Here is a 15,395-nt window from a genome sequence, read left to right as displayed (position 1 = left end):
TTTACCACAAATTATCTTCTTCATTAAACTTCCATGTAAACGGTTCGGATGTGACTGTCATATCCGGATCGTTTTTTATATCCTGTAAACACGAGACGGAACATTCAATATCTTCCAATTTCAGCGTGTTCTTTATGCGGACGACTTTGGCCTGGTTCGGATCGGTCAGGAAGGCGTGGGCCATGGCCATTTCGATGGCATCTTTATCGCTGTTGCCATACAGGGGCAGGAGGGCCATGCGGAAGGACTTAGCCGTAATGCAGTTGGTGTAAGCCGAGGAAAAATCCATCTTGTTTACGAAGCGGTAACTGACGATGTCGGCCATGCCGCAGCCGGCGCCGTTGCCGTGGGACGCTTCGGTAATGTCCAGGATGACGATGCGTTCGATATCCGGCGCCAGGGCCCGAAAGGCTGTTTCCTGGCTGAAGCGTTCGGTACGGCCGGTGATATTCGGGTCCATGCCGGTGCCGCTGATTTCCTTGCCGATTTCGTCAACGATGAGGACATCGATGTGGGGCAGCTTTAGGCGCGGCATTTCAGCTTTGGCCATCGTTTGTAAAGCGGCATCGCGTTCAAAGAATTTATCAGTCGGAATGACTTCCAGGGCGGCGATGTCATCGCTGGGGCTCTGGACCATGCCGACGGAGAAAACGACGTTTACATGCTGCAAGAAAGCTTTCGATACGCGTTCCAGATTGGGGCCGAAAGCGTCATAGCCCCGGCCATGGAAGGTTGAAGCGCCTTTGTGTTTGCCGCAGCCGATGCAGATCATCTTCAGCAGGCCCGATTCATGTTTATATTTAAAGTGCGTATGCGGTTTAATCTTATTGAACAGGATGATACCATCGGCTTCGTAGGCATTTTTATCGCAATAGACCGGGAAGCCATCGTCTAAGGTAGCCACTTCGACGACATCCATCGTAGAAAGGACAGGGACGCCTAAATAGTCTTCGTTGATGCCGAATTGAGCTAAATGGGCCTTTTGGCCTTCGGCAGTAGCTCCGGCATGGCTGCCCATGGCCGGGAAGACGAAAGGATTGGCGCCCCAGGCTTTGAGCTGGTCGCAAAGGGCCTTCATGATTTCTTTATAATGCGGGAGCCCGCGGCTGCCGGCTGTGATGCCGATGCGCTTGCCTTCGAGGGCTTTTGTTGTTGCCGGATCCAATGCCAGGAGCTGCTGTTTCAGCGTGCCTACGGGATCGGCTAAGTCTGTATGCGGGAACGATTGGTGGACTTTGACCATCTGCGGGATGACAATGCCGTCGGTCAGGGATTGTTTGTCGAGTTTGGGAAAGAACAAAGAAATAACCTCCTTTAAATATACAAAACAAAAGTCCTCAGTACGCCAAGTGTCTTGTGTATGAGGACTTTTGTCGAGGATTCATCAAATTTCTAATGAAAATTTAATGAAAGTAACATTTGATTATTTGCTTTCAGCATCTTCCGGATTGAACTTGGTAATCAAGATGTGGCGGACGAAGATGATAATCATTGCGATGAAGCAGAGCAAGCCGAGGATATCAGCTGTAGACTGGAAGTCTTTGCCGACCAGGGCCAGCGGGTTTTCGCTGCCGCCAGAGGTGACGGAGACGACGATGAGCAGGGCGATGATGACGCCCATGAGGCTTTCGCCGACGATGAGGCCCGATGCAAAGAGGACGCCGCGATGATTGCAGGCCTCTACGTCTTCTTCTTCGTGGCCAGGGCTGCGGCGGGCAGCGCGGGCTTTCAGGGACTTATGGATGAAATAACCCATGACCGAACCGATGACCAGCGGGATTTCCAGTGTCGGCGGCAGGTAAATGCCCATGCCGACAGCCAGCGGCGGCAGTGCCAGGGATTTCGTGTTTTTCGTCAAAATGAGGTCGATGATGATGGCGGCGATACCGACACCGACACCGAAGAGGATATAGTTCCAGTCGAGGCTGGCACTGAAGATACCTTGAGCGATGGTCGTCATCAAGGTTGCCTGCGGAGCTGCCAGAGCCTGTGTCGGGTCCATGCCGGCACGCGGAAGGGCACCGGTGAAGCCGTAGGCCTGATAGAGCAGGTTCAGGACCGGCGCGATGGCGAAGGAACCGATGATCGAGCCCAGGATGAGGGCGACCTGCTGTTTCCACGGCGTAGCGCCGACGAGATAGCCTGTCTTGAGGTCCTGCAGGTTATCGTTGGAAATGGATGCGATGCTGACGATGACGCTGGTGATGAAGATAGCGAAGGCCGTAGCGAACTGCGTACCCTGCATGGTTTCAAAGACACCGGCCGAAGAGCCGATACCGAGGACGACCAGGGACGATACGATGATGCCCAGGATGCCGATACCGGAAATCGGGCTGGCCGACGTGCCGATGAGGCCTGCCATGTAACCGCAGGCAGCAGCGACGAAGAAGCCCATGAGGATGGCGACCAGGATGCCGACGACGATGAACATGAGCGTTACCGACATGGAAAGGCCGGCGTTGCTGACAAAGGTATAGAAGGTGATGAACAAGCCGATGAGGATGGCCAGGAATACGAGGCCGACCGATTTCGGCGACATGTCGATGTCCGTGTGATGGAGCAGCTTCTTTTCTTCCGTATCATTGGCACGCAGGGCGTTGATGGACATCTTGATGCCGTCGACGACCGGTTTGGCCAGGCGGATCAAGGTCCAGACAGCAGCGATACCGATACAGCCGGCACCGATGAAGCGGACTTTCTGAGCCCAGATAGCCTTGGCAAATGCCGCTGCGCTCTGCCCTTCAGCCGGTGTGATGACCGAAGTCAGATAGGGGACGAAGACGTACCAGGCCAAGAGTGTGCCGATTAAGATAGCCATGCCGCTGGCGATACCGATGAGGTAGCCGGCACCGAGGAGGGCTGTCGAGAAGCCCAGGGGAATCTGGGTAACGGCTTTGCCGAACGAGAGCCAGTAGCTGAATTCCGAAGAAACGACGTGGAAGCCGTTGGAACAGAGACTGAAGATACCGGCCAGGGCCGTGCCGCCGACGATATCTTTCATGCCTGTTTCTTTTTTGCTCGTATCTTCGCCGTTGGCTTCTTCCTTGCGGATTTCACTGCCGACTTTCAGGATTTCGGCAGCAGCCCGGCCTTCCGGATACGGCAGGTCGCTGTTGACGACCATAGCCCGGCGCAGGGGGATGGTAAACAAGACACCGAGAGAACCGCCGCAAGCGCAGAGCAGCAAGGTCTGCCAGAACGGGAAGCCCTGCCAGTACCCCAGCATGAGCAAGCCCGGCAGGATGAAGATGATAGCAGATAAAGTGCCGGCAGCAGATGCCTGCGTCTGTACCATGTTATTTTCCAGGATATTGGAATGTTTGAACATGCGCAGGATTGCCATGGAGATGACTGCAGCCGGGATGGACGATGAGAACGTCAGGCCGACTTTCAAGCCCAGGTATACGTTGGAAGCCGTAAAGATAACGGTAATCAGGGCGCCGAGGATCATACCGCGGGCCGTCAATTCCGGCATACTTGGGTAGTTCACAGTCAGGTTTGATTGTGGTTTCATAAGAAAACCTCCCAAATAAAAATTAAGAAGTACTAAAACGTACAACTTTACTGATGCTTATATTATACTCAATTTTTTTGCATTCGTCATATATCAATTTGTACACTGTACGCGGAAAAATAGCCGTATAATTACTTTTTTGCAAGCAAAAATATACACATGCGGATAGTAGCCCGATGGGCCTCGTCCGTGGTATAATAAATAAACGATTAAGCAAGACTTTTTGAAGGGAGCGTTTATCCTATGAACGATCATGAAATCATTGAAGGTGTCATCCACGAATTTGCAGGACTGGCTAAGCATCCGCGTCCGTCTCATCATGAAAAAGGCGTCAGCGATTATATTGTCAGCCGTCTCCACGAATTGGGCATTGCCGATGTTACACAGGATGAAGTATATAATGTCATCGCCAATGTACCGGCCAGCCAGGGCTGTGAAGATTGGCCGCTTACGGTCCTCCAGGGCCATATGGATATGGTCTGCGTTGCTAAGCCCGGCGTCGATTTCGACCCCATGACCAGTGAAATCAAACTGGTCCGTGAAGGCAATATCCTCCATGCCGATGGGACCAGCCTCGGTGCCGATGATGGCATTGCCGTCGCCTTGTCGCTCTATCTCATCCAACAGGATATCCAGCACGGCCCGCTGCGCCTCATCTTTACGGTAGACGAAGAAACGGGCATGACCGGGGCTACTCATCTGGATCCGAAATATGTCCAGGATGTACAGTACATCATCAACTGTGACTCCGAATATATGGACGTCCTCTGCGTCGGCTCGGCCGGCAGTGTCCACACCCATTTCAGCCGTCCCATCCACTGGCAGGCTGCCGAAGGTAAACAGGCGTTTACCATTACGGCGAAAGACTTTGCCGGCGGCCATTCCGGGGAAACCATCAACGATGGTAAGAGCAATGCTATCAAAGCCCTGAGCCTGGCCCTCCGCCGCATTGCCCAGGCCGGCGTATCCTACGTCCTGGCTTCCATCACCGGCGGCGTAGCAGCCAATGCCATTCCGTCAGAAGCTTCGGCTGTCATTGTTGTAAACGATGTAAACGCAGGCGAAACCGTGAAGAAAGCCGTTGGCGAAGAACAGGCTGAAATCGCTGAAGTATACGGTGAAGTCGAAAAGAATGCCCATTTCCTCGTCGAAGATGCGGACGTACCGGCGCAGACCTTCTCGGCTGACGATACGAAGAATCTGGTCAGCCTGCTGAATATCCTTCACTGCGGTGTCTTTGCCATGAACCAGCTGCTGCCGAAACTGCCGGACTTGTCGGCCAATATCGGGACCATCCGGACTGAAGGCGACCATGTCGCTATCCAGTACTTCCCACGCGCATCGGCCGATGCCCGCCTGCGCGAATTGATGGCGATCCTTCCCGTTTACGCAGAGTTGACAGGCTGTGACATCGAACTGGCTTCGCCGGAACCGGCATGGACAGAAAATCCGCACAGCAAGCTCGTCCCCCTCGTCGCCGACGTTTACAAGGAAGAAGCCGGTAAAGAAGCCCGCATCGAAGCCATGCACGGCGGCCTGGAAACGGGATATTTCTTCTCCATGAATCCGAAACTGGACATCATCTCTGTCGGGCCGACGACGCACGACATCCATAGTGCCGACGAATCGGTCGAACTCGATACCGTAGCACTCCTGACCCGCATCGTCGCCAAGACATTGGGGAAATTAAATAATTAGTGGCTGGTGATTCGTGGTTCGTAGGGGCTTGCACGTGGCAAGCCCGTTTCGGGATATATGTGATTTCCCGGTCAGGTGTCATGGGCGTCATATAAATACCCAGCGGGTCGCCCACGTGGCGACCCCTACAGTAAAACTTAACAAAAGGGCTTGTCGTCGTGCGACAAGCCCTTTTGTTGTATTTGCAACAGTTTTATTCAGATGTTTTTGATATAGTATAAGTATAGCAAAAGGAGGGGAGTACGATGGAAAAAACGCATATTGATCAACTGATTACCCCGGACTATTTCAACCGCAGGGAATGTGAAGGCTGCGGCTGCTGTATTAGCATTTGTCCGTATGAAGCCTTATCGATGCAGACCTGTGCCGACGGCATCCGGCGGCCCCGTGTCGATATGACGAAGTGCCTGCGATGCAACCGTTGTATGGATGCCTGTGAAATATATAAATGTTACTACATTCCCCAGGGAAAATATGAATCTGCCAGGAGGTCTTCTTTATGAAATACTCGCTGAATCCACACATCTTTGTCTTTGGTAAGACCATCAATAAACCTAAGATTTCTATTTCTTTCTTATCTTATTTACTTCGTGGTAAACAAAATATCCTCATCGATACCGTTCCCGATAAAGCAGCCGATGCCTACATCCAGGATATGGAAAATGTCCTGCCTGTCAGCCAGATCGATGCCCTGATCCTCAATCATTCTGAAGAAGATCACAGCGGTGCTTTGCAGGCCGTCCTGGACCGCCACCCGGATCTGCCCGTATACTGCACGCCGGCTACGAAAGAACGGCTCCAGGAAAAATATCCGTCGGCTGATTTCCGCGTCGTCCAGCATGGCGAAACCCTGACCTTAGGTGATTATACGTTCCAGTTCATCCATACGCCGGGTCTCCACTGGCCAGATAATATGGTCACCTGGTTGGCTTCGGAAAAAATCCTCTTCTCCAATGACCTCTTTGGCCAGTATTTAGCCGAAGAACCGCCTGTCGATGCTGGTTATTCTAAGGAAGATATCCTCAAAGGGGCCGAACCTTATTTTGAACGGGTCTTTGCACCGGCATCAGATGCCGATAAGGCCATCATCGCCGACATCGCCGCTATGCCTATCCAGACAGCAGCAACCGGCCATGGCCTCATCTTGCAGAGCCAATGGCCGACTGTCCGGGATTTCTATGTATCACGCGTGATTAAATAAATATTTCGTATCGTAACTGAGGTCCATGTACTGCGCAATCGTTTCGTCGTCGAATCCGTATTCCTCCGATTTATGGGTCAGATTGCCCCATTTGATCTGGAGCTTCTTCTTGGAAGTCAAGGGTTCTTCGTACTCGATGCGCAGTTCTTGCGCTTCCTGGGAATGGTCCTGGACTTTGACGAACAGGCCTTTGTCGAAAGTCAGTTCATAGACCTTGCGGAAGGCATGGGGAAGCTGGAAGCCGAAGGGGACGAAATACTTGTCGATGAAGCTGTTGGCGATGAGGATGGAGCCGCTGTAATCCATGACGTGGTTGAGCTCATATTTCAGGTCCCCTGCCGGTGAATGGAAGGAAACGGGATGGATGCCGTCGATAGCAGGCGGTTCCATGCCGTTGTTATTGGTCAGTAACTTATGGAGGGTCAGCATTTTTTCATCGTTGAAGCCGAAAATCGCCGTATATCCGCGCAGGCAGGCTTCATTGTACATGATGGGGTGGAGGCCGAATTCTTCGATGTTAAAGAATTCATCGACCTCTTCGATGGCGACGATGCTGAATTTATATGTGGCAAAATCGAAACCGTCAAAAAATTGGGCGCGCATGATGATTCTCCTTATTCGACGAAGACAGGCTTGTTGTTTTCAAAACGGGCGATGCGGGCCAGGGATTCGACGCGGAAGCCTTTATCTTCCAACGTCTTGCGGCCGCTCTGGAAGGTCTTTTCGACGACGATGCCGATACCGGCGACCGTACAGCCTGCCTGAGCGACGATGTCCGTCAGACCGACAGCAGCGGCTCCGCTGGCCAGGAAGTCGTCGATGATGAGGACCGATTCACCGGCGTGGAGATAAGCTTTGCTGATCGTTGCCGTATATTCTTCTTCTTTCGTATACGAGTAGATCTTGGCCGTATACTGTTCGCCCTTAGTGAGCAGGGATTTTTTCTTGCGGGCAAAGACGATAGGCAGGTTGTTCATAGCCAGGGAAGCCGCATAAGCTACGGCAATGCCCGAAGCCTCGATGGTGACGATGCGGTCGATGTGTACGTCTTTGAAACGGCGGGCGAACTCCTGACCTACATGATTGATGAGGGTTGTATCGATTTGCTGATTCAAAAAGTTGTCAATCTTTAAAATCCGGTTGTCGATGACCAGGCCATCCTGTAAAATTCGCTGTTTCAATTCTTCCATTACTTCCATGTCCTCCCTGTGATGAAAAATGGTAAACATTGTCTACTATAATAGTACTAGTCTAATACGATTTTATAGGCAAGTCAATAAAATTCTAAGTTTACTTATGGTTTTAAAACAGGTATACTAAAGTTGTCTAATGATAAGTTATCTATCTTTGAGGGAGGTCATGACATGCAGTCTATCCGACGTTTGTATGTTGCCAAGAAAGGTGTTTTTGCTGACGAAGCAAAACGATTGCTCACTGATTTACAGGAAAACCTGTTGATTAAAGGGTTGACCGATATTCACATTTATCACCGCTATGACGTATCCGGTCTCGATGATGCGGCTTTTGAAGCGGCTAAAAATATGATTTTCTCCGAACCGCCTGTCGATGCCGTCTATGATGAACTGCCGGCTGGTAAGGACGATACAGTCCTGGCCGTTGAATATCTGCCGGGCCAGTACGATCAGCGCGCCGATTCGGCCATGCAGTGCCTGCAGATGCTGACCATGAAGAACGACAGCCTCGTCCGCACGGCACAGGTTCTCGTTTTGTCCGGCAACTTATCCGCTGATGATGTCGCTGCCATCAAACATTATTGCATCAACCCCGTCGAAGCCCGCGAAGCTTCGCTGGACCCCGTTTCGACCTTGGAAATGCCCTGGGAAAAACCGGCTGACGTCCCCGTCATCGACGGCTTCGATGCCATGGATGACAGCGCTTTGCAGGAATTGTCGGCTCACATGGGCCTGGCCATGAGCTTCGATGATTTGAAATTCGTCCAGACATACTTCCGGGATGAAGAAAAACGCAATCCGACGGTGACGGAAATCCGTGTCATCGACACCTATTGGTCGGACCACTGCCGTCATACGACGTTCATGACCGAACTCACGGATGTTTCTTTTGAAAAAGGGACCTTTACGGCGCCCATCCAGCGTGCTTATGAATCGTATAAGACGACGCGGGAAAACTTGAACCGCAAGAAACCACAGACCCTCATGGATATGGCGACCATTGCCGTCAAAGAATTGAAAGCTGCCGGTAAACTCGATGACCTCGACGAATCGGAAGAAATCAACGCCTGCACCATCATCATCCCTGTCGATGTCGATGGCGTCGAAGAAGAATGGCTCCTCCTCTTTAAGAATGAAACCCATAACCATCCGACGGAAATCGAACCGTTCGGCGGCGCTGCTACCTGCCTGGGCGGCTGTATCCGCGACCCCTTGAGCGGCCGTTCCTACGTATATCAGGCTATGCGCGTCACCGGCGCCGGCGACCCGCGCCAGCCGGTCAAGGATACGCTCGTCGGCAAACTGCCCCAGCGCAAGCTGACGACGGGGGCTGCTAAGGGCTACAGCTCTTATGGCAACCAGATCGGCCTGGCTACGGGCGAAGTCAAAGAATATTACAACCCCGGTTTCATTGCCAAGCGCATGGAAATCGGTGCCGTCCTCGGTGCAGCTCCGCGCAATAACGTCGTCCGTGAAGAACCGCTCCCTGGCGACATCATCATCCTCCTCGGTGGCAAGACCGGCCGTGACGGCTGCGGCGGTGCTACGGGCTCGTCCAAGAAGCATACTGTTGAATCTCTGGAAACGTGCGGCGCCGAAGTCCAGAAGGGCAATGCCCTGACGGAACGCAAAATCCAGCGCCTCTTCCGCCGTCATGAAGTCACGGTCCTCATCAAACGCTGCAACGACTTCGGTGCCGGCGGTGTCTCCGTCGCTATCGGTGAATTGACGGACGGCCTGGACATCAACCTCGACAAAGTCCCGAAGAAATACGAAGGCCTGGATGGCACAGAACTGGCCATTTCGGAATCCCAGGAACGTATGGCTGTCGTCGTCGCTCCGGAACACGTCGATGAATTCATGAAATATGCCGCTGAAGAAAACCTGGAAGCTACGATTGTCGCTGTCGCTACGGATACGAAACGACTGGTCATGCACTGGCGCGACCAGAATGTCGTCAATATTACCCGTGCTTTCCTCGATACCAACGGCGTCACCCAGCATCGCAAAGCCGTTGTCGTCGCTCCGGAAGACAAAGATTTCTTCAAAGCTCCGGAAGTCAAAGACGTCGCCAAGACCTGGCTCGATACGATGGGTACCCTGAATATCGCGTCGGAACAGGGCCTGGCTGAACGCTTCGATAGCACTATCGGGGCCCGCACGGTCCTCATGCCTTTTGGCGGCAAATACCAGAAGACGCCTGTCGAAGGCATGGTTGCCAAGATTCCTGTTGAACACGGCAATACGACGACGGCCAGCATCTTTACCCATGGGTATGATCCGGATCTGGCTATTTGGAGCCCCTTCCACGGAGCCCTCTATGCGGTCATCCAGTCTATCGCCAAACTCGTTGCCCTCGGCGGCGACCGCAAGAAAGTTTACCTGACCATGCAGGAATTCTTCCAGAGCCTGGGTACGAATGAAAAGGCCTGGGGTCAGCCGGTCAGCGCCCTCCTCGGTGCTTTCGTAGCCCAGCAGGTCATGGAAGTGGCCGCTATCGGCGGCAAGGACAGCATGAGCGGCACCTTTGAAAACCTGACCGTTCCGCCGACGCTCGTTTCCTTTGCCATTGCACCGGAACACACCAATCATATCATTTCGCCGGAATTCAAAGCCGCTGATGACGCCGTCCTCCTCTTCGACCTGCCCCGCGACGGTGAAGAAATGCCGGATTTCGATACTTTCAAAGCCCACTGTGACTTCCTCCATCAGGCTGTCCTCGATGGTAAAATCAAAGCCATGCATGCTGTTGGTCAGGGCGGTATCGCCGCTGCCGTCGCCCAGATGGCTTTCGGCAATGGCATTGGCTTTGCCGTTGATGCGGCCTTTGCTGTTCAGGAACTGTTCAACCTCCGTTATGGCTCGATCCTCGTCGAAACCGATGCGGCTACGGCGGCTGAATGGGGCAAACGGGATCACGTTTCCCTCGTCGGCAAGACGACGGCCGCTGCCGATGTGACCGTCGATGGCGTGACGATTTCTCTGAAAGACCTCCAGGATGCCTGGGAAAAACCGCTGAGCCACGTCTTCCCCATTAAGAGCGAAAGCGGTACGGGCGACGCCGAACTGCCTCTGTTCACGACGTACGGTCCGCGCCGCAGCGAAGCCTTTGGTACGCCGCGGGTCTTCATCCCGGTCTGCCCGGGCACGAACTGCGAATACGACTCGGCGGCTGCCTTTGAACGGGCCGGTGCTACGACGGATGTCATGGTACTGCGCAACAACACGCCGCAGGATTTGGCAGAATCTATCGATGAAATGGCCAAACGCATTGCCAAAGCCCAGATCATCATGTTCCCCGGCGGCTTCAGTGCCGGTGACGAACCGGAAGGTTCGGGCAAATTCATTGCTACCTTGTTCCGCAACCCCGTCCTGTCGGAAGCCCTGGAAAACCTGCTCTATCAGCGCGATGGCCTGGCTCTCGGCATCTGCAACGGCTTCCAGGCCCTGATCAAGCTCGGCCTCTTGCCTTACGGCCATGTCCAGCCGTTGAAAGCGGATAGCCCGACGCTGACCTACAATACCATCGGCCGTCATCTGTCGCGCATGGTCGAAACGAAGGTCGTTTCCGTCATGAGCCCGTGGTTCAGCAGCTGCAAAGCCGGCGACGTCCATACCGTTGCCATCTCCCACGGCGAAGGCCGTTTCGTTGCCACACCGGAACAGATCCGTGAACTGGCTGCCAAAGGCCAGATCGCGACACAGTATGTCGACCTGTCGGGCAAAGCTACGTATGACAGCGAATACAACCCGAACCAGTCGGTCCTGGCTGTAGAAGGCATTACCAGCCCCGATGGCCGAGTCCTGGGCAAAATGGCGCACACCGAACGCTTCAGCGCCGAAGACGTCTTCCAGAACATCGCTGGCAACAAACTCCAGCCGATCTTCAAATCGGGCGTAGCATATTTTAAATAAAATTAGTGGTTCATTGTTCGTGGCTCCCATGTTAGTTTTAGTCGTAGGGGCTTGCACGTGGCGACCCCTACGATTCACTATCTACGAGTTACTTACAAGAAAAAGCTGCCGAATGGCAGCTTTTTTCTTGCATTCCCTCATCACTTATGATATAATTAACAAGCTTGAACTGTGTCAAGCTCCTAACCCTTCTGCGGGAAGGGTCATATGTCCAAAAGAGGAGGTGATTTCGTGAACAAGTACGAAGTCATGTTTATTGCAAAACCGCTCGAAGAAGCAGAAGTAGATCCGATCGTTGAATTGGTATCCAACCTTCTCACCAAGAACGGCTGCACCATCGAAAAGGTAGATCGCTGGGGTAAACGTCATCTCGCATACCCTGTTAAAAAACAGGCTGATGGCTACTACGTTTTGATCAACTTTGAAGGCGAACCTGACGTCATCAAAGAAATCGACCGTGTCATCAAGATCCACGATACTATTCTGAAACACTTGATCGTCAAGATCGACGAATAACCGGAGGCGCAAAGGTATGAACTCAGTCCAATTATTAGGGAATTTAGCTCGTGACCCGGAAATCCGTTTTACGAAGACCGGCCGGGCAGTCGCTATGTTTACCGTTGCCTGCACGCGGTCGTATATTCCGGCCGGCAGTTCAGAACCGCGGGAATTAACTGATTTTATTCCTTGTGTTGCTTGGGGTAATTTGGCGGAAAACTGTGGCAATAACTTGTCCAAAGGCAGCCGTGTATTCGTCCAGGGCCGTATCTCCGTTCGTTCTTACGAAACGCAGGATGGCCAGAAACGCTATCGCACGGAAGTTGTATGCGACTTCGTTGCCCAGACAATGGGATCAGAACACCAGCAGGCTGCTCCGGCACCGCATGCTAGTGCACCGCAGCCGAAACCGGCTGCACCGGGAACCGGCTTTGACAGCATGGGTTCCAGCACAGACGAAGAAATCCCATTCTAAAAGGTCAGACACACCCCTTCTAATTCTTGAAGGAGGAAACTATACATGAGAAGAGATCGCTCGAGAAAACCGAGAAGAAAAGTATGCAGCTTCTGCGTAGATCATGCTGAACAGATCGATTACAAAGACGTTGCAAAACTTCGCCGTTTCACAACAGAACGCGGTAAAATCTTGCCGCGCCGCATTTCTGGCGTTTGCGCTAAACATCAGCGTAAACTGACTGTTGCCATCAAACGCGCACGTGCAATCGCACTCTTGCCGTATACGGCTGAATAATAAAAAAGAGGCTGTCGCATTAAGACAGCCTCTTTTTACGTTGATCGTAGGTCGTTCATCGTTTGTCGTATGAGATTAAAAATATCAATCCATCGCGATGAACGATGAACTACGAACGAAAAACTTTTAAGTTGAAGGGGCCTCGCATGATGGCAAAAACCTTCGTGCGACAGCCCCTTTTTTTGTAGGGGCGCCACGTGGGGCGCCCGCTCAAGGATATGTACGATTTCCCTGTCAGGGTGTTAGGAGAATCATCCAAATTCCCAACGGGCCGCCTTGACAGGACGGCCCCTACAAGTGCTGACTGCTAACCACTGGCCACGAGCCACGAGCCACGAACCACGAGCCACGAACCACGAGCCACGAGCCACGAACCACGAGCCACGAACCACGAGCCACTAACCACTAACCACTAATCACCAGCCACTAAATTCCCGTCTACATAGCGGGCGATGATGTTGCGGTCGTCGCCGTCGTAGATGAACTGCTGGAGCTTTTCAAAAGGCGTCCGTTCCAGGCCTTCGATATCGTCCATGTGGATGACCAGGGCGTCAAAGGCGTAGCCTTTTTCAAAGCTGCCAGTCTGGCCGTAGAAGCGGCCCGGCCCTTTGGTGGCCAAATACAAGCCTTCACCGATGGTGAGGGCTTTTTCTGTATCGTGCTGCAGGGAATAGAGCTTCGATATTTCGATGGTCAGGGCAATCTGTTTGTTCATGGCCGGTGTGTGGCCAGCGGCGACGTCGCTGGCAATCGTGCAGGTCAATCCGTTTTCCAGGTTGCGCCGCAAAGGCATGATGCCGCTGGTCAGATTGGCATTGGACTGGGCACAGTGTGCTAAGTAAACGCCTTTATCGTGAAGTAAACTTTTTTCTTCGTCTGACAAGTAGATAGCGTGGGCCATGATGGTCTTTTCAGGACGCAAGAGGCCAAAGGCGTCATAGACAGCCGTGTAGGACGGCAAGTCGGGATGGAGCTCTTTGACCCAGGCGACTTCGTTCCGGTTTTCTGACAGGTGGGATTGGACGGGCAGATTGTAGGTTTCACAGAGGCGGCCCAGGCCGGTCATCAGTTTTTCCGTCGTCGACGGGACAAAGCGCGGCGTCGCGATGAAGCGGACCTTTTGTAATTCTTCGCGGCAGCGGACGGCCAGTTCTTCCGTGTCAGCCAGGGAACGGTCTGTGTCTTCCAGAAGGTAGTCCGGGGCATTGCGGTCCATGTTTACTTTGCCGATATAGGCTTTGAAACCCATTTCTTCAGCCAGCTCCATGAGCTGCCATGTTGACTCTTTGTGGATCGTCGCAAAGGCGGAAAAACATAAGGTCCCTTCGGCTTTGAGGCGCTTCAGGAAAGCCGTATAGACGCGGCGGGCAAAGGCAGGATCGGCGAATTTCCCTTCTGCCGGGAAGGTGTAATGTTCCAGCCAGGGCAGGAGTTCTTCGTCAAAGCCGAGGCCGCGGTTGATGTACTGCGGGGCGTGGATATGTAGGTCGACGAAGGCCGGGATGATGATGTCCTGGCCGTAATCAACGACTTTTTCCGGGCTTATCGTTTCCGGCAGGTCCGTCATGAATTCGGTTACGACACCGTGTTCGATATGAGCATATTGATTTTCACGGATCGCCAGCTCCTTGCGTGACGGCGTGTAGAGAAAATTTCCTTTAATGAACATGTAAACGCTCCTTGTCTATCGTTTATGCAGGTACGTAAACCGATAAGAATGATGGCAGGACCTCGATATCCAAGGGAAAGTCCGGCCCTTCGTCGCCATCCATGTTGGTCGAGAGATGGCTGTCATCCAGCAGTTCGATGCGGACGCGGTCCATGGTCTTTAAGGTCATCAATTCCGACGTCAGCGGCTGACCGGCCAGAAATTCCGGGATGACCTTGATGAGATCCAGATAATTGAAGTCCTTGAAGATGCCCAGCCAGATTTTTCCGTCATCGACGCGGGCCTGGGGCGCCAGGTTGCGGAAGCTGCCGACGGAATTGGTCAGCATGGCGACGATGAGCGGCGAGCGATGGATCGTCGAACCTTCGGCTGTCGTAATCTTGAACAGCGACGTCTTGTGGGCCTGCATGGCCTTGATGCCGGTCAGGAAATAGGCCAGCGGGCCGAGGCGTGTCTTCTGTTCGATAGATACGTGGCCGACGGCTTCCGGCATGATGCCGGCGGCAATGGTATTGACGAAGTAGCGGTCATTGGCCTTGGCGATGTCGACTTTGACCGTCTTGCAGTGCTGCAGCATGGCAATGGCAGCTTCCGGATGGAGGGGGATGTTCAGTGCTCGTGCCAGATCGTTGATGGTCCCCAGGGGGATGAAACCGAAGTGGATGGCACTGTTGGCCTGTGCCAGGCCGTTGATGGTTTCATTCAGCGTCCCGTCGCCGCCCATGGAAAAGACCGAATCGAAGCCGGTCAGGGCGGCTTCCTTGGCCCATTCCGTCGCATCGCCGGCCTTCTGCGTTTCCCGTAATTCGACGTCGTCGAACATCGTTTCCAGCTGTCGTCTTAAATTATCTTTGTGGTATTTCGCCCGTTCACGCCCTGCTGTAGGGTTGACGATTAACATACACCGTTTCAACTTGCTCTACTCCTTACCTGTAAATTGTGATAAGTCCTAAAAA

Annotated in this window: 13 protein-coding genes; 7 read left to right on the top strand and 6 right to left on the bottom strand. The window is 53.1% G+C overall.

Annotation, left to right across the window (positions count from 1 at the left end):
* Position 1: 1 nt before the first annotated feature.
* Both ACE418_RS07245 and ACE418_RS07240 read right to left on the bottom strand, forming a co-directional pair.
* Complete coding sequence (locus ACE418_RS07245; protein WP_416449984.1) at positions 2-1,300, bottom strand: nickel pincer cofactor-dependent isomerase, group 22; 1,299 nt, start codon at positions 1,298-1,300, stop codon at positions 2-4.
* Between the two features lie 123 nt (positions 1,301-1,423).
* On the bottom strand, positions 1,424-3,514 hold the full coding sequence (locus ACE418_RS07240; protein WP_416449983.1) for an OPT family oligopeptide transporter: 2,091 nt from the start codon (positions 3,512-3,514) through the stop codon (positions 1,424-1,426).
* A gap of 243 nt (positions 3,515-3,757) precedes the next feature.
* On the opposite strand from ACE418_RS07240, the gene pepD reads away from it, so the two are divergent.
* The 3 genes from pepD to ACE418_RS07225 all read left to right on the top strand — a co-directional run bounded on the left by pepD (position 3,758) and on the right by ACE418_RS07225 (position 6,413).
* The gene (gene pepD / locus ACE418_RS07235; RefSeq protein ID WP_416449982.1) at positions 3,758-5,212 is read left to right on the top strand and encodes a beta-Ala-His dipeptidase; all 1,455 of its coding nucleotides are present in this window, start codon (positions 3,758-3,760) and stop codon (positions 5,210-5,212) included.
* 245 nt (positions 5,213-5,457) lie between these two features.
* Entirely contained in the window at positions 5,458-5,715 is a 258-nt protein-coding gene (locus ACE418_RS07230; protein WP_416449981.1) for a 4Fe-4S binding protein, read from the top strand.
* Positions 5,712-6,413, top strand: coding sequence for an FprA family A-type flavoprotein (locus ACE418_RS07225; RefSeq protein WP_416449980.1), 702 nt, complete (start codon positions 5,712-5,714; stop codon positions 6,411-6,413). Before ACE418_RS07230 ends, ACE418_RS07225 begins: the two co-directional genes overlap by 4 nt.
* On the opposite strand, the gene ACE418_RS07220 is transcribed toward ACE418_RS07225, so the two are convergent.
* Both ACE418_RS07220 and ACE418_RS07215 read right to left on the bottom strand, forming a co-directional pair.
* Positions 6,396-7,016, bottom strand: a complete 621-nt coding sequence (locus ACE418_RS07220) for a hypothetical protein (protein WP_416449979.1) — start codon at positions 7,014-7,016, stop codon at positions 6,396-6,398. The two genes, ACE418_RS07225 and ACE418_RS07220, sit on opposite strands and share 18 nt — an antisense overlap.
* An 11-nt stretch (positions 7,017-7,027) precedes the next feature.
* Positions 7,028-7,603, bottom strand: a complete 576-nt coding sequence (locus tag ACE418_RS07215; RefSeq protein WP_416449998.1) for a xanthine phosphoribosyltransferase — start codon at positions 7,601-7,603, stop codon at positions 7,028-7,030.
* 174 nt (positions 7,604-7,777) lie between these two features.
* Here ACE418_RS07215 and ACE418_RS07210 point away from each other — a divergent pair, with 174 nt between their 5' ends.
* From ACE418_RS07210 to rpsR, 4 genes are all read left to right on the top strand, one after another.
* Positions 7,778-11,521 carry a phosphoribosylformylglycinamidine synthase gene (locus tag ACE418_RS07210; protein ID WP_416449978.1) on the top strand — a complete coding sequence of 1,248 codons (3,744 nt, stop codon included), beginning with the start codon at positions 7,778-7,780 and terminating at the stop codon, positions 11,519-11,521.
* Positions 11,522-11,752: 231 nt separating this feature from the next.
* Positions 11,753-12,037, top strand: a complete 285-nt coding sequence (gene rpsF, locus ACE418_RS07205) for a 30S ribosomal protein S6 (RefSeq protein ID WP_014015536.1) — start codon at positions 11,753-11,755, stop codon at positions 12,035-12,037.
* A gap of 16 nt (positions 12,038-12,053) precedes the next feature.
* Entirely contained in the window at positions 12,054-12,494 is a 441-nt protein-coding gene (locus ACE418_RS07200; RefSeq protein WP_020311592.1) for a single-stranded DNA-binding protein, read from the top strand.
* A 45-nt stretch (positions 12,495-12,539) separates the two neighbouring features.
* Positions 12,540-12,770, top strand: a complete 231-nt coding sequence (gene rpsR / locus ACE418_RS07195) for a 30S ribosomal protein S18 (RefSeq protein WP_014015538.1) — start codon at positions 12,540-12,542, stop codon at positions 12,768-12,770.
* Positions 12,771-13,182: 412 nt separating this feature from the next.
* Here rpsR and ACE418_RS07190 read toward each other — a convergent pair whose 3' ends face one another.
* Together ACE418_RS07190 and ACE418_RS07185 are read right to left on the bottom strand one after the other, a co-directional pair.
* A complete protein-coding gene (locus ACE418_RS07190) occupies positions 13,183-14,439 on the bottom strand; it encodes an amidohydrolase family protein (RefSeq protein ID WP_416449977.1) in 1,257 nt (418 codons plus the stop codon).
* 22 nt (positions 14,440-14,461) lie between these two features.
* Positions 14,462-15,340 (bottom strand): diacylglycerol/lipid kinase family protein, encoded by an 879-nt coding sequence (locus ACE418_RS07185; protein WP_416449976.1) that lies wholly within the window; start codon positions 15,338-15,340, stop codon positions 14,462-14,464.
* Positions 15,341-15,395: the final 55 nt, after the last annotated feature.

Origin of the sequence: Megasphaera jansseni (genome assembly GCF_047974155.1) — a bacterium.
In the GTDB taxonomy this organism is placed as follows: Bacteria; Bacillota; Negativicutes; order Veillonellales; family Megasphaeraceae; genus Megasphaera.
Note: the sequence above shows the minus strand (reverse complement) of the source record. Positions and strands in the feature narration are given on the sequence as shown.

What these genes read in the sequence shown, in the direction of transcription:
- ACE418_RS07240 (WP_416449983.1), bottom strand. Translation starts at nt 3,514, where the DNA reads ATGAAACCACAATCAAACCTGACTGTGAACTACCCAAGTATGCCGGAA.
- pepD (WP_416449982.1), top strand. Translation starts at nt 3,758, where the DNA reads ATGAACGATCATGAAATCATTGAAGGTGTCATCCACGAATTTGCAGGA.
- ACE418_RS07230 (WP_416449981.1), top strand. Translation starts at nt 5,458, where the DNA reads ATGGAAAAAACGCATATTGATCAACTGATTACCCCGGACTATTTCAAC.
- ACE418_RS07225 (WP_416449980.1), top strand. Translation starts at nt 5,712, where the DNA reads ATGAAATACTCGCTGAATCCACACATCTTTGTCTTTGGTAAGACCATC.
- ACE418_RS07220 (WP_416449979.1), bottom strand. Translation starts at nt 7,016, where the DNA reads ATGCGCGCCCAATTTTTTGACGGTTTCGATTTTGCCACATATAAATTC.
- ACE418_RS07215 (WP_416449998.1), bottom strand. Translation starts at nt 7,603, where the DNA reads ATGGAAGAATTGAAACAGCGAATTTTACAGGATGGCCTGGTCATCGAC.
- ACE418_RS07210 (WP_416449978.1), top strand. Translation starts at nt 7,778, where the DNA reads ATGCAGTCTATCCGACGTTTGTATGTTGCCAAGAAAGGTGTTTTTGCT.
- ACE418_RS07200 (WP_020311592.1), top strand. Translation starts at nt 12,054, where the DNA reads ATGAACTCAGTCCAATTATTAGGGAATTTAGCTCGTGACCCGGAAATC.
- rpsR (WP_014015538.1), top strand. Translation starts at nt 12,540, where the DNA reads ATGAGAAGAGATCGCTCGAGAAAACCGAGAAGAAAAGTATGCAGCTTC.
- ACE418_RS07190 (WP_416449977.1), bottom strand. Translation starts at nt 14,439, where the DNA reads ATGTTCATTAAAGGAAATTTTCTCTACACGCCGTCACGCAAGGAGCTG.
- ACE418_RS07185 (WP_416449976.1), bottom strand. Translation starts at nt 15,340, where the DNA reads ATGTTAATCGTCAACCCTACAGCAGGGCGTGAACGGGCGAAATACCAC.